General features: G+C 59.6%; 13 protein-coding genes. 8 read left to right on the top strand and 5 right to left on the bottom strand.

All coding sequences use genetic code 11. The features are described 5' to 3' along the window. The first annotated feature begins 58 nt into the window (after positions 1 to 58). Positions 59 to 901 (top strand): MBL fold metallo-hydrolase, encoded by an 843-nt coding sequence (locus PM04_RS05915; protein WP_038004597.1) that lies wholly within the window; start codon positions 59 to 61, stop codon positions 899 to 901. A gap of 39 nt (positions 902 to 940) precedes the next feature. Beyond that, complete coding sequence (locus tag PM04_RS05910; RefSeq protein ID WP_038004595.1) at positions 941 to 2356, top strand: FAD-binding oxidoreductase; 1416 nt, start codon at positions 941 to 943, stop codon at positions 2354 to 2356. 182 nt (positions 2357 to 2538) lie between these two features. Here the strand turns inward: PM04_RS05910 and PM04_RS05905 are convergent, their stop codons facing one another. Genes PM04_RS05905 through PM04_RS05895 form a run of 3 tightly spaced genes read right to left on the bottom strand, consistent with a single transcriptional unit; the run spans position 2539 to position 4670 of the window. After that, the gene (locus tag PM04_RS05905) at positions 2539 to 3078 is read right to left on the bottom strand and encodes an adenine phosphoribosyltransferase (RefSeq protein ID WP_038004592.1); all 540 of its coding nucleotides are present in this window, start codon (positions 3076 to 3078) and stop codon (positions 2539 to 2541) included. A gap of 12 nt (positions 3079 to 3090) precedes the next feature. After that, entirely contained in the window at positions 3091 to 3762 is a 672-nt protein-coding gene (locus PM04_RS05900; RefSeq protein ID WP_038004590.1) for a DUF2927 domain-containing protein, read from the bottom strand. Continuing rightward, positions 3759 to 4670: an S-methyl-5'-thioadenosine phosphorylase gene (locus tag PM04_RS05895; protein WP_369793297.1), complete on the bottom strand. Its 912-nt coding sequence runs from the start codon at positions 4668 to 4670 to the stop codon at positions 3759 to 3761. The genes PM04_RS05900 and PM04_RS05895 overlap by 4 nt, the downstream gene beginning before the upstream one ends. 170 nt (positions 4671 to 4840) lie before the next feature. Here PM04_RS05895 and PM04_RS05890 point away from each other — a divergent pair, with 170 nt between their 5' ends. The 5 genes from PM04_RS05890 (at position 4841) to PM04_RS05870 (ending at position 11966) form a co-directional block, all read left to right on the top strand. After that, entirely contained in the window at positions 4841 to 6427 is a 1587-nt protein-coding gene (locus PM04_RS05890; protein ID WP_038004588.1) for a SulP family inorganic anion transporter, read from the top strand. Positions 6428 to 6504: 77 nt separating this feature from the next. Then, positions 6505 to 9135, top strand: a complete 2631-nt coding sequence (gene topA, locus PM04_RS05885) for a type I DNA topoisomerase (RefSeq protein WP_038004586.1) — start codon at positions 6505 to 6507, stop codon at positions 9133 to 9135. Between the two features lie 168 nt (positions 9136 to 9303). Then, positions 9304 to 10656 (top strand): MATE family efflux transporter, encoded by a 1353-nt coding sequence (locus PM04_RS05880; RefSeq protein ID WP_038004584.1) that lies wholly within the window; start codon positions 9304 to 9306, stop codon positions 10654 to 10656. An 18-nt stretch (positions 10657 to 10674) separates the two neighbouring features. After that, positions 10675 to 11271, top strand: coding sequence for a nitroreductase (locus PM04_RS05875; protein ID WP_038004582.1), 597 nt, complete (start codon positions 10675 to 10677; stop codon positions 11269 to 11271). Further along, positions 11268 to 11966, top strand: a complete 699-nt coding sequence (locus tag PM04_RS05870) for an EI24 domain-containing protein (RefSeq protein ID WP_038004579.1) — start codon at positions 11268 to 11270, stop codon at positions 11964 to 11966. The genes PM04_RS05875 and PM04_RS05870 overlap by 4 nt, the downstream gene beginning before the upstream one ends. On the opposite strand, the gene PM04_RS05865 is transcribed toward PM04_RS05870, so the two are convergent. Together PM04_RS05865 and mce are read right to left on the bottom strand one after the other, a co-directional pair. Further along, positions 11920 to 12216: a DUF1467 family protein gene (locus PM04_RS05865; protein WP_038004576.1), complete on the bottom strand. Its 297-nt coding sequence runs from the start codon at positions 12214 to 12216 to the stop codon at positions 11920 to 11922. The genes PM04_RS05870 and PM04_RS05865 overlap by 47 nt on opposite strands. Beyond that, positions 12216 to 12620, bottom strand: coding sequence for a methylmalonyl-CoA epimerase (mce, locus tag PM04_RS05860; RefSeq protein ID WP_038004572.1), 405 nt, complete (start codon positions 12618 to 12620; stop codon positions 12216 to 12218). Before mce ends, PM04_RS05865 begins: the two co-directional genes overlap by 1 nt. Before the next feature lie 154 nt (positions 12621 to 12774). Between mce and PM04_RS05855 the strand changes: the two genes are divergently transcribed. After that, positions 12775 to 13473, top strand: coding sequence for a response regulator (locus PM04_RS05855; RefSeq protein ID WP_038004570.1), 699 nt, complete (start codon positions 12775 to 12777; stop codon positions 13471 to 13473). Positions 13474 to 13490: the final 17 nt, after the last annotated feature.

Here is a 13490-nt window from a genome sequence, read left to right as displayed (position 1 = left end):
TGCAATTGCCAGTGGGCAGCACCGCTCTATCTTTTCGTCTGGAAAGAGGAGTGCCCCGATGCTGAGATTGTTCGCGACCTGCCTTTTGCTTGCCCTGCCGTTTACCGCCGCCGCGCAAGACCGCAGGCCCAGTCATTGCATCGCCATCGCCGACGCAGCACCGGGCTTGGAATACATCCAAAAGGCCGCCTACGGCAGCCCCCTGCCCGACGAATTCACCACCCGCATCCACTTCATCGACCATGCGATGTTCCTGATCGAAACCCACGGTGGGCTGCGACTGGTCACGGATTATTCCGGGTTTATTGGGGCCAGCCCGATGATCCCGGACGTCGTCACGATGAACCGCGCGCACACAACGCACTTCACCGACTTTCCGGATCCTGCAATCCCCCATGTTCTGCGCGGCTGGTCGGAGACGCGCGGCATGTCCGCCGACCACCACCTTGATCTGGGTGAAGTCTTGGTCCGCTCAGTCTCGACCGATATCCGCAACCGATTTGACAATGGGCGGATTGAAAACGGCAATTCGGTCTTTGTGTTTGAAGTCGGTGGCCTGTGCATCGGGCACCTTGGCCACCTGCATCATGAACCCAACGCCGCTCAATATGCCGCGATCGGACGTTTAGACGTGGTGATGGCCCCTATCGACGGCGGCTTTACCGTCCCGCTCGAAACAATGACGGCGATTGTGGCCCGCCTCCGATCCTCATTGGTCATCCCGATGCATTGGTTTTCACTCTCATCGCTTGACCGTTTTCTGGAGGGCATGGCCGCAGAGGGCTTCGTGATTGAACGCGATGGTGCGCACAGCATGGAAGTCTCCTTGCGGAACCTACCCTCACAGCCCACAGTGCGCGTGTTGATGCCCCAGTGGCTGAACGCCCCCACAAACGACTAAACACTGGCCTTCCCTAACGAGCTGCGTAGTTCCCCACACATGACCTTGCATCCCTTTGATACCGCCGAGGCCGCGTTGCGCGCAGCCCTGCCTGCCGCCTGCTTTCGCGAACTGACACCCGCCTATCTGGAGGAGCCGCGTGGGCGCTACGCCTCTGCGGGTGGGCTGCTGATTGCCCCTGCCACCACGGACGAGGTCGCCACAGTTTTGCGCATCTGCAATGACGCGCGGGTGGGCGTGGTGCCATATGGCGGCGGCACAGGGCTGGTGGGCGGACAAATGGCCCCCGACGGCCCGATGCCCGTGATCCTGTCGATGGAGCGGATGACTGCCATCCGCCATATTGATCCCGATGGGTTTAACATGGTGGTTGAGGCCGGTGTCATCCTTGAGACGATCCAAAAGGCTGCCGCTGATGCAGACCGGCTATTTCCCCTTTCACTAGCCTCTCAGGGGTCCGCGCGTATCGGCGGCAACCTTGCGACCAACGCAGGCGGCGTGAACGTGCTGCGCTACGGCAACACCCGCGATCTGGTGCTTGGGATTGAGGCGGTTCTGCCCGACGGTACGATCCACCACGGGCTTTCGGCCCTACGCAAAAACAACACAGGGTATGACCTGCGCCACCTTTTGATCGGCTCCGAGGGGACGCTGGGCATTATCACGGCGGCCACGCTCAAACTGGTGTCGCGCCCGTCATCGCAGGCCACTGCACTTCTGGCCGTGCCCCGCCCAAAGGCGGCGCTTGAGCTGCTTTCGCTTGGGCGCAAACATCTGGGTGAGGCGATTTCTGCCTTTGAATTGATGCACCGTATGGGGCTGGATTTCCTTGCAGAGGTTGGCCCAGATGTGCGCGCCCCGTTCGAGACCCCGCCAGAATGGATGGTCCTGATTGATGTGGGCACCTCTGGCACGCTTGTGGCCCAAGACGCGCTGGAGGCCCTGTTTGCCGAGGCGTTTGACGCAGGGCTGGTCAGCGACGGGGTGATTTCGCAATCAGAAACCCAACGCGCCGAGTTTTGGGCCATTCGCGAACAAATCCCCGAGGCCAATCGCCGGATCGGCTCCGTCTCAAGCCATGATATATCCGTGCCCATCGCGGCCATCCCCGGCTTTATCGCCGAGGCGCCGGGGCGGCTGGCTGAACTTGGGGATTGGCGGATCAATTGCTTTGGCCACCTTGGCGATGGCAACTTGCACTACAACGTCTTTCCGGTGCACGGAAAATCCAGATCAGACCATGACAACCTACGCCCCGCGATCAAGGCCTGCGTACATGACCTTGTCCACGAAATGGGCGGATCCATCTCAGCGGAGCATGGGGTTGGCCGCACGAAGGTCGCGGACCTAGAGCGGTACGGAGATCCCGGCAAACTGGTGGCGATGCGCGCGATCAAGGGAGCCCTTGATCCGATGGGCATTATGAACCCCGGTGCGGTTCTGCCAGAGCGTTAACAGCTCCTAATGATCCGTATACTGCCTCCCAAAAAGCGACACGCTCCGCGGGGGGAACAGCGGAGCGTGTCTAGGATGGGGCAAGCAGCGGCAGTTGGGTGACTGCCACCCGAAAACGTTAGCGCATTATTGGTTAACGAAGCGTTACCATTATGAGAAAACGCGCGCGTTTTTGCAGATCGTTAAATCCCGTCGAAATCGCAGATGGTGTGGACATCCATGCCCATTCCCTCAAGCAGTTTGCGTCCGCCCAGTTCCGGCAGGTCGATCACGAAAGCACAGCCAATGACTTGGGCACCCAGCTTTTCGATGAGGCCGATACCCGCCTTTGCAGTGCCGCCCGTAGCTAACAGATCATCAACGACGAGGACATGCGCACCCGGCTCCAACGCATCTTGGTGGATTTCGACTGTGGCCGAGCCGTATTCCAGCTCATAATCTTGGGCATGTACGGCGCCGGGCAGTTTGCCCGCCTTGCGCACGGGCACGAACCCCGTACCCAACTGGTGCGCCACCGCGCCGCCAAGGATAAAGCCCCGCGCCTCTAGCCCGACGACAGCATCAATCCTCTCGCCCGCGTAGGGGGCCAGCAATTGATCCACTGCCAACCGCAACCCGCGCGGATCAGCAAACAGCGACGTCACATCGCGAAACAAAATTCCCTCGTGCGGGAAATCGGGGATCGTGCGGATATAATCCCGCACATGCTTATGGTTGGCCATGAAACGTGCCTTTCACGTAGGAGGATAATGCCGGCGGATGGCCATAGCATCCTGACCGCGCAACCGCGTACCCGAGTTGCTATCCTCAGAAAAAACTGAGCGGCGATACACCGGTGAGCGGATGTCCGTCATCAGGCCCAGCGCCTGCACAACTTCCTCTAGCACCACAGACGCAATGGCCCGCCGCGGGGTGTCCACTGACATGGAAATCACCGCTTGGTCAATCCAACTGTTGCGGGCACGGACCATGACTTGACCCAAGGACAAAACGCGCCCCTCCAGAACAGGCACGCCAGTGTTCTCCATCACCTCACCCGGACGGGTATCCAGCACGTGCATCGCAATATCCGGCGCGCTGTCATCGGAGGGGGCCGCCACCCGCAACTGAATACCGCCGCCGACTTTGTTGATCTCCGCGACGGCTTCGATCAGCGCGCGGGTATAAATCCGCTCCTGCCAAGGCGCGAGGGCCGGTGTTTTGGTCACGAAACCAACCCGCAGGGCGCTGCGCTTTTCCTGCGGCCAGTAGATCATCGGCTTGCTACAATCCGCACCGGGCGGAGCTGCGCAGGCCACCAGCCGGTAGAACGCGTCATCGCTGAGCAGGGCGTCAGTTTGAATGAATTCCTGCGCGGCCGCCGGACACGTCAAACAAACGAGGATCGCGGCTAGCCAATGCCTCACAGCACGCGTCCCGCAACCGCATCAAGCTTCGCCAAAACCGCAGGGTCGCGCTTGTCCGGGGCGGTCATAATGGCGTGTTCCAGTGCGTGATCGCAGCCATGGGCACAGACATCCCGCGCCCGCAACATTGCCGGCAGCCGCGCCACCAGCCCGCGAGCGTTGGCCGAATTGGCCCCCAGTGTGGCGATGATATCGCTGATCTGCACGGCTCCGTGGTCGGGGTGCCAACTGTCAAAATCGGTGATCATCGCGACTGAGGCATAGCACAGCTCTGCCTCACGGGCGAGTTTCGCCTCGGGCATGTTGGTCATCCCGATCACATCCGCACCCCAACTGTCGCGGTACATTTTGCTTTCGGCAACGGTGGAAAATTGCGGCCCCTCCATCGCGAGGTACGTACCCCCATCATGGCACGTCACGCCTTGTGCACGGCCCGCAGCGAGACACGCTTGGCGCAGACGTTCACAAACAGGGTGCGCGACGGAGACATGCGCCACACAGCCGGTCCCAAAGAACGATTTTTCGCGCGCGAACGTTCGGTCAATGAATTGATCCACCATGACAAAATCGCCCGGTGCCATGTCTTCGCGAAAGGACCCACAGGCCGACACTGCGATAACATCCGTAACCCCTAGCCGCTTGAGCGCGTCGATATTGGCACGGTACGGCACAGTGCTGGGCGAATGGACATGGCCCCGCCCGTGACGGGGCAGAAACACCATTTCAACCCCATCGAGCCGCCCGGTCAAAAGCGCGTCGGACGGCGCACCCCACGGCGTTTCGACCGTGACCCAAGCCGCATTCTCCAGCCCATCGATGTCATAAACACCCGAGCCGCCAATAATGCCGATCTTTGCCTGTCCCATCATCTGGCAGCCTTTCACAGTGTCGAAAATCGCGTGGAACATCGCCCAGAGCGGATCTCATTGCAACGCGTCCCTTACAAGACACCGCACAGCCCCCCGTTGCACCGCGCGCTCGCCGCTTGCGCACGCAAACGTTGTGTTTTTTGGGCGTTGTGTGTTAGGCGGGCGCCAAGAGATCACTCCAGACTATCATTCCCATAGGTTTTCGCTCTATGTCACGCACCCTCTTGGCGGCGCTTGCGCCCCGTTTTGCAACACCCTCCGGCGGCACGCCCCTCACTCCGGCGCAGATTCGCACCGACCTTTTGTCGGGCCTGACCGTGGCGCTGGCACTGGTGCCCGAAGCCGTGGCATTTGCCTTTGTGGCAGGGGTTCACCCGCTTGTCGGCCTTTATGCGGCCTTCCTTGTGGGCTTGATCACCGCCGTGATCGGTGGCCGTCCGGGTATGATTTCGGGCGCGACGGGGGCCTTGGCCGTGGTCATGGTCGCTTTGGTCGCGCAACACGGTGTCGAATACCTGTTTGCGACCGTTGTTTTGATGGGCCTGTTGCAGATAACGGCAGGCGTGCTGCGCTGGGGTAAATATATTCGCATGGTGCCGCACCCGGTAATGCTAGGCTTTGTGAACGGCCTCGCGATCGTGATTTTCCTTGCGCAGTTGACCCAATTCAAAACCGCTGAGGGCAATTGGATGCCCGGTAATCAGATGGTTGTCATGCTGGGTCTTGTCGCGCTGACGATGGGAATCATCTATCTTATGCCGCGCCTGACCAAGGTGATCCCGGCCCCACTGGCCGGTATTGGTATTGTCGCGGCTCTGGTGATTGGCCTTGGTATTGACGTACCACGTGTGGGCGATCTGGCCTCGATTGAGGGCGGTCTGCCGCAGTTCCATATCCCCATGGTCCCGCTGAACCTTGAGACGTTCCAGATCATCCTGCCTTACGCGCTGATCCTTGCCGCAATTGGCCTGATCGAGAGCCTGCTGACCCTCAACCTTGTGGGTGAAATGACCGGCCAGCGCGGCGGAGCCAGCCAAGAATGCGTTGCCCAAGGCGTGGCCAACACAGTGACCGGCTTTTTCGGCGGCATGGGTGGCTGCGCAATGATCGGACAATCCATGATCAACGTGAAATCCGGGGGGCGCACACGGCTTGCGGGCATCGCGGCGGCCCTGTTTTTGCTGGCGTTTATCGTCGTGGCCTCCCCCGCGATTGAACAAATCCCACTCGCGGCCCTCGTGGGTGTGATGTTCATGGTGGTGATCGGAACGTTCGCTTGGAACTCCCTCAAAATCCTACGCAAAGTGCCCCTAACGGATGCTGTTGTGATCCTGTTGGTGACGGTTGTGACCGTGCTCACTGACCTTGCAGTGGCGGTTATTGTGGGTGTGATTGTCTCGGCCCTCGCCTACGCCTGGCAAAACGCCCGCCGTATCCACGCGACAACCTATGAAACCCCCGAAGGCGCCAAGGTCTACCAAGTGCAGGGGCCATTGTTCTTTGGCTCAGCCACAGGCTTTGTCGAGATGTTCGACATCAAGAATGACCCCGGCATGGTTGTGGTCGATTTCGCGGGCTCGCGCGTGGCCGACCAATCTGCGTTGGAGGCCATCGAAAACGTCGCCGCCAAGTATGAAGCCGCCGGGAAACGCATCCAGTTGCGTCACCTGACACGCGATTGCCACGCGCTGCTGAACAAGGCCGGGCACCTGATGGTCGACAGCGACGATGACCCCGATTACGCCATCGCCGCAAACTATTCGGTGCGGACCGGTATCTTGGGCGGTGGACATTAGACGCAGTTGACTCTACCCCCCGAGGCACCACATGTTGCGCGGCGCAAACACTTTTCGCGCCCTGATTAGGAGCCCCCATGCCCGTTGTTGTTGTTGAATCCCCGGCCAAAGCCAAGACAATCAACACGTATTTGGGCAAGGATTACACCGTCTTGGCCAGCTACGGCCACGTGCGGGACCTGCCGCCCAAGGATGGTTCGGTCCTGCCCGACGAGGGTTTTGAGATGCTGTGGGAGGTCGCCTCTGACAGCAAAAAACACGTCAAAGCCATTGCGGACGCCCTAAAAGACGACAACGAACTGATCCTCGCGACCGACCCCGATCGCGAGGGTGAAGCGATCAGTTGGCACCTGCAAGAGGCCCTGACCAAGCGGAAGTCCATCAAAAAGGACACCAAGGTTAGCCGCGTTGTATTTAACGCGATCACCAAGACAGCCGTCACCGAAGCGATGCAAAACCCCCGTGAGGTGGACCAACCGTTGGTTGAGGCCTACCTCGCCCGCCGCGCGCTGGACTATTTGGTTGGGTTCAACCTATCGCCCGTTTTGTGGCGCAAACTGCCAGGGTCCCGATCCGCCGGACGTGTGCAATCGGTTTGTCTGCGCATTATCGTTGAGCGCGAGATGGAGATTGAGGTCTTTAAGCCTCAGGAATACTGGACCGTAAAAGCCGTACTCGAAACCCCGCGCGGTCAGACGTTTGAGGCGCGCCTCACGTCGTTTGCCGGTAAAAAGCTGGATAAGTTCAGCCTTGGCAACAGCACCGATGCAGAAATGGCCGTGCAAGCCATCACCTCGCGCGATCTGAGTATCCTAAGTGTCGAGGCAAAGCCCGGCACACGTAACCCCAGCCCGCCCTTTATGACATCGACCCTGCAACAAGAAGCCAGCCGCAAGTTCGGCTTTGGCGCACGGCAGACGATGTCCACGGCTCAGCGCCTGTATGAAGCGGGCCTGATTACATACATGCGAACAGATGGCATCGACATGGCGCCCGAGGCCGTGCACGCCGCCCGCGACGCGATCAAGGACCGCTACGGCGCGGAATACGTGCCCGGCAGCCCGCGCATGTACAAGAACAAGGCCAAGAACGCCCAAGAGGCGCACGAATGTATCCGCCCCACGGATATGACCCGTTCCGCCGATGAGATCAAAGTCTCGGAGCCTGATCAGCGCAAACTCTATGATCTGATCTGGAAGCGGACACTGGCCAGCCAGATGGAAGCCGCCCGCTTTGAGCGCACCACGGCAATCATCGGCTCCGATGATGCTCAGGTTGAGATGCGCGCCTCGGGTCAGGTGGTACTGTTTGACGGCTTTATGAAGGTCTACATGGAAGGCCGCGATGACGAGGTCGTGGATGACGACGACAAGCGTCTGCCCTCGATCCAACAGGGTGAGCCCGCCAAGAAGGAAAGCATCACCCCCGAGCAGCACTTTACCCAGCCTCCGCCCCGCTACACTGAGGCGACACTGGTTAAGCGCATGGAAGAATTGGGTATTGGACGCCCCTCGACCTACGCCTCGATTGTGACCACGATCCAAGACCGCGGCTATGTTATCAAAGAGAAAAACCGCCTGATCCCCGAAGATAAAGGCCGGTTGGTGACAGTGTTCCTGTCGAACTACTTCCGCAAATATGTGGGCTATGATTTTACGGCTGAACTGGAAAACCAGCTGGATGAAGTATCCGCCGGCAATGCGCAGTACAAAGACGTGCTGAACCGGTTCTGGCGCGACTTCAAGGCTGCGATTGATGAAACCGCAGAGCTGCGCATCACCGAAGTCCTTGAGAAAATCAATGAGGTGCTAGAGCCGCACCTGTTCCCGGATCAAGGCGACGGCAAGCCACCGCGCCAATGCCCGAACTGCGAGATTGGCCGTTTGTCCATGCGCACAGCGCGCGCGGGCGGGGCGTTTATCGGCTGCTCAAACTACCCTGAGTGCCGCTATACCCGGCCCTTTGGCCCCCCCGGCATGGAAGACCCATCCGCAATCCCGCCCGAGGGCAAGCTGTTGGGCAGCGACGCCGACGACGAAATCCGGATCTTTAAGGGCCGCTTTGGGCCCTACGTCCAGCGCGGTGAAGTCACGGAAGAAAACAAAAAGCCCCCGCGCCAGTCTATTCCAAAGGAATGGGCACCCGAAGAGTTGACCCTTGAGCAGGGTGTGCAGTTGCTCGCGCTGCCGCGCCTAATTGGGGAGCACCCCGAAGATGGTATCGCGGTTTGGGCCAATATCGGTCGCTATGGTCCGTACCTGAAGCACGCTGACAGCACATCCAACCGGGGCGGCACCAATGCCAACCTTGAAGGGCTGGATGAGGTTTGGACCGTGGGCATGAACCGCGCGGTGCAATTGCTGGCGGAAAAAGTGGCCTCTCGCGGAGCGAGAGGGGTTGCGGCAACCCCTTTGAAGGAACTGGGTGAGCATCCCGACGGCGGCGGCGCGGTGAACATCATGAAGGGCAAATACGGGCCTTACGTGAAGTGGGAGAAGGTGAATGCCACCATTCCTGAAACCACCGAGCCGGAAGACGTGACCATGGACTTAGCCGTGCAGCTTTTGGAAGAGCGGTTGGCCAAGACCGGAAAGAAAAAGCCTACTGCCAAGAAAACCGCGGCGAAAAAGCCGGCAGCGAAGAAACCAGCGGCAAAAAAGAAAGCGCCTGCGAAGAAAAAACCCGCCGCTAAGACCGAAACGAAGTAACCGAATTGCGCGCCTACGGCGCATTGCAGTGCTTTGGGGGGCGCTGCCCCCGCCCTTCGGGCTCCCCCGGAGTATTTCGGGAACAAAGGAGTCTGGTACGGGCTATTCGGCAATGGCTGCTCTGTGTCGGATCATATTGGGGCAAGCTGCATGTGCCCAAGGGGGCGCATGTCTAACCCAAGCATAGTCCTAGATATCCGCGCATTGGCAAGGTTGAGCACGCCGATCATCATATCGCTTGCGGCCTCCATGCTAATCGGGGTCGTCGATACGATCATGATCGCGCCTTTGGGAACTGTCGCGCTCGCGGCAGCGTCGATCACCGTCTCAATTCAAGTGATCTTTTTTGCTTGTCTCTATGGGTTTGTTTCCGGAACTTCCGTGAGGATGTCTGAGACATTCGGCGCGGGTGATGTACGCGGCTTGTCTGAAGCGACTTTGACGGGACTTGTGATCGGCGGCGGCGCTGGCGCTTTGGGTATGGGGCTGATGCTTGCGCTGAGGCCTGGGTTGGCATGGCTCGGTCAGCCCCCTGAGGTGTTGGATGCCCTTTCGGGAGGGTATTGGCAGGCTATGGCCGTTTTGCTGGTCCCGTTTACGCTGTTTTACATGCTTAAAGGTTTGTTTGATGCGGTGGGCGCACCTTGGCTTGGAGTGAGCGTGGCCTTTGGCGCGGTTGCCCTAAACGTGCCCGCCAACTGGTTACTGATCTATGGGATTGGTGGCTGGGACGGCTTGGGCCTATCTGGGGCGGCGTATGCCAGCCTGTTGTCACAAAGTGCGTCATTGGGAGTAGCCTGGGCCTTGTGGCGCTACGGGCCGGCTTTTGCCAGCGCGCGGCGTGTTGTTACCCTGACCCGGTCCGAGGTCCTACATCAGCTGCGTGCAGGTGGGATGATCGCCACAGGCTATTTCAGCGAGGGAGCGGTTTATGCCTGCGTCGGTCTAATGGTGGGTTGGTTTGGGGCGGGCGCGCTGGCGGCGAACCAAATCGTTAATTCAGTAGCGACCGTCCTCTATATGGTGCCTCTCGGCATATCGATTGCAGTCTCGATTGTAGTGGGCCAAGCGCTAGGCGCTGGGCAGGATCACCGCATCAGGGGCATTGGTGTGGCCGCCCTGAGCCTTAGCGTTGGATGGATGGTGACTGTGATGCTTGGCCTTCTGATACTCGCGGGTCCAATCGCCGGAGCGCTGTCCGCTGATCCGGCGGTCGTGGCCTTGGCCACAACGCTGTTTTGGATCATCGCGGCCACACAGATTGCGGACGGTATACAAGGTACCATGCTAGGCGCGGCGCGAGGGATGACAGACAACAGTGTGCCTGTAGCGGCGACTTTGCTAGGTAACTGGGGCGTCGCCCTGCCGCTAGCCTATGGGCTTGGCGTTTTTCTGGGCTGGGGCCCCAAGGGAATATGGATCGGCTACGGTTTGGGGCTGGCCTTTGCGGCCATCCTCGTGAGTTGGCGGTTCTTTTGGAAGGTCAAACGCTTGACGCCCGCGCCAAACGCTCCGACATAAAAGCCATAAGGAGAGCCAATGCCCGATCAAATGCCCGCGCTACAGCCGCACCCCGAAGTTCTTGAGTTCCTTGCGACACGTCGCTCCCGCCCTGCGAAGACGCTTGTGACACCGGTGCCCGACCGCGCCGTCGTTGAGCAACTCCTGACCATTGCGGCCCGCACGCCCGATCATGGCAAGCTAGAGCCGTGGCGGTTTTGCGTGTTGGAGCGGGAAGCCTGCGTGCGGCTGGCGGCCCTGACCCGGCGTATCGGCATGGCGAAGGGCATGGACGCGGATAAATTAGAAAAGGCCAGCGCGCAGTTCGCGAATGCGCATCTGTGCGTTGCGGTTGTGGCATCCCCCAAAGCGTCTGAAAAAATCCCGGAAATTGAGCAAACCCTCAGCGCGGGCGCGGTGTGCCAACAGTTGCTAACCGCGGGGCTTGCAGCTGGATGGGGGGCATCTTGGCTGACGAATTGGATGGCCACGGACCGAGACTTTTTGAGCGAAGGCTTGGGCCTGGCAGCGCATGAGTGGGTTGCAGGATACGTCTATTTGGGCAGTGAAGGTGCGCGCCCACCTGAACGGCCACGCCCGGATTTGACCGCCATTACCACGTGGCTGAGCGAATGATCAGCGACGTCACCAAGGCGATTGGTCAGCTACCGGATCCCCGGTTTCGCAATGTCTTGGTGTTAGGCATTGGCCTCGCCTTGGCCCTACTGGTTGGCTTCAGTTTTTTGTTCATCACAGGGGTGCAGTGGCTCATCGGGCCGTCTGTCAGCCTGCCTTGGATCGGTGAGGTGACTTGGCTAGCCGAGGCCGCGGGCTGGGCCTCTGTTCCGGTGGTGATGGTGTTGTCCGTATTCTTGATGGTCCCTGTGGCCTCGGCCTTTACGGGCATCTTCCTAGAACGGATCGCCGACGCGGTTGAAGATCGCCACTACCCCGGTTTGCCACCGGCATCAGGGGCACCACTCGCTACGGCCATTCGCGACTCGATTGGCTTTTTAGGGCTGATCCTTGGGGTAAACCTGTTGGCTCTGTTGGCGTATTTGATACTCGCGCCCCTTGCGCCCCTGATATTTTGGGGCGTGAACGGTGTGCTTTTGGGTCGTGAATACGCGCAAATGGTGGCCTTGCGCCGATTATCACGTGCGGAGGCGAACGCATTTCGCCGCCGCAATCGGTTTTCGATCTGGGCCTTGGGCGTGATCATGGCTGTGCCGTTAACGGTGCCCGTGCTGAACTTATTGGTCCCGGTGATCGGCGCTGCGGCCTTTACTCACCTGTACCATAGGGTTGGCCCCCACCGCCAAAGCGCGTGAACAGGTCAATATCAGCCAGCGTGATGCCCCCCGACAGGATCGTCACAACGAGCGGTAACCACAGCGCAAGCGCGATGAGCGTCGTCAAAAGAAAGCGTTTGCGCAATTGCGGGTCGGCGGGCGCACCAGCATGTGTGCCGGGAACCACCGGTCCATCCTCCGCCTGCGAGGGCTGACGGATCACCAGCACGATCAACAACGTGATGAACCAGATCACCGCATACAGAACAATTCCGCTAAAAACGCCCATCAGACTTGTTCCAGTTCCACGAGGGTGCCAGTGAAATCTTTGGGGTGCAGGAACAAGACCGGCTTGCCGTGGGCCCCGATTTTGGGCTCACCCGAGCCGAGAACACGCGCGCCAGAGGCCTGCAACTGGTCGCGGGCGGCAAGGATGTCGTCAACTTCGTAGCAAATATGATGAATGCCGCCAGAGGGGTTTTTATCCAAAAACCCTTGGATGGGGCTGTTTTCGCCCAAAGGATACAGCAGCTCAACCTTGGTGTTCGGCAGCTCGATAAAGACGACCGTGACACCATGGTCAGGTTCATCCTGCGGGGAATTCACTTTGGCGCCAAGGACATCGCGGTACTGGGCGGCCGCGGCCTCTAGATCCGGCACGGCAATGGCGACGTGGTTCAAACGACCGATCATGGGAAAACTCCTTATAGCTTTGGTCAGGTTATGGCCCCCCGCAGTCCCCTGAACAAGACCCCGCTTGCGCGCACCAGCAAGGATTTCTGGCGCTTGTTTACCGGTTGTTAGGCCTAAAGGCGTTTTCTGGGTCCAAAGGATTCGGAGAAAACCAATGGATGACCTCTCAGACCTGAAACTTAACGTGCCGCGCCCCACCCCTTTGCGGCCCCTTCTGGGTGTGACTGTCTTGATCGTCGAAGACAGCCGATTTGCCTCAGAGGCGCTGCGACTGTTGTGCCTGCGATCCGGCGCACGGATCCGGCGGGCAGATTCTTTGGCCGCAGCACGGCGGCATCTGACCACCTACCGACCGACCGTTGCCATTATTGATCTCGGGCTGCCTGATGGATCAGGGCTCGAATTGATCCGTACGTTAGATCACGCCAACCAGCGCCCCCCGATTGTCTTGGCGACCTCTGGCAATCATCGCGAAGAATCGGAATTTGCGTCAATTGAGGCCGGAGCGGATGGTTTTTTGCCCAAACCGATCGAAAGCCTTGCGGTGTTTCAACAAGAAATCCTCAAGCATATCCCAGAGGAAGACCGACCAAGGGCCGCACCCGCCGCCAGTTCGGACACTGTGACGCCGGATAGCTTTGCGATGGATGAAGACCTCGCCCATGTTGCCAAGCTGATGGACGATGAGGGCGTGCCTGCAAGTTTTATCTCTGGCTTTCTAAAGGGCGTCGCGCGCACCGGACACGATGACGATCTGCTACGCGAAGCCGAAGCCTACGAAATGTCACCTGAAGCCCGAGAGCGGTTGCGCCGCTTGATCGCCAAACGGTTAGAACACAAGCAAGCCGTTTAGCGCGGGTCAAAACGAAA

The sequence above is a fragment of the Thalassobacter sp. 16PALIMAR09 genome, assembly GCF_000765485.1.
In the GTDB taxonomy this organism is placed as follows: Bacteria; Pseudomonadota; Alphaproteobacteria; order Rhodobacterales; family Rhodobacteraceae; genus Thalassobacter; species Thalassobacter stenotrophicus.
Note: the sequence above shows the minus strand (reverse complement) of the source record. Positions and strands in the feature narration are given on the sequence as shown.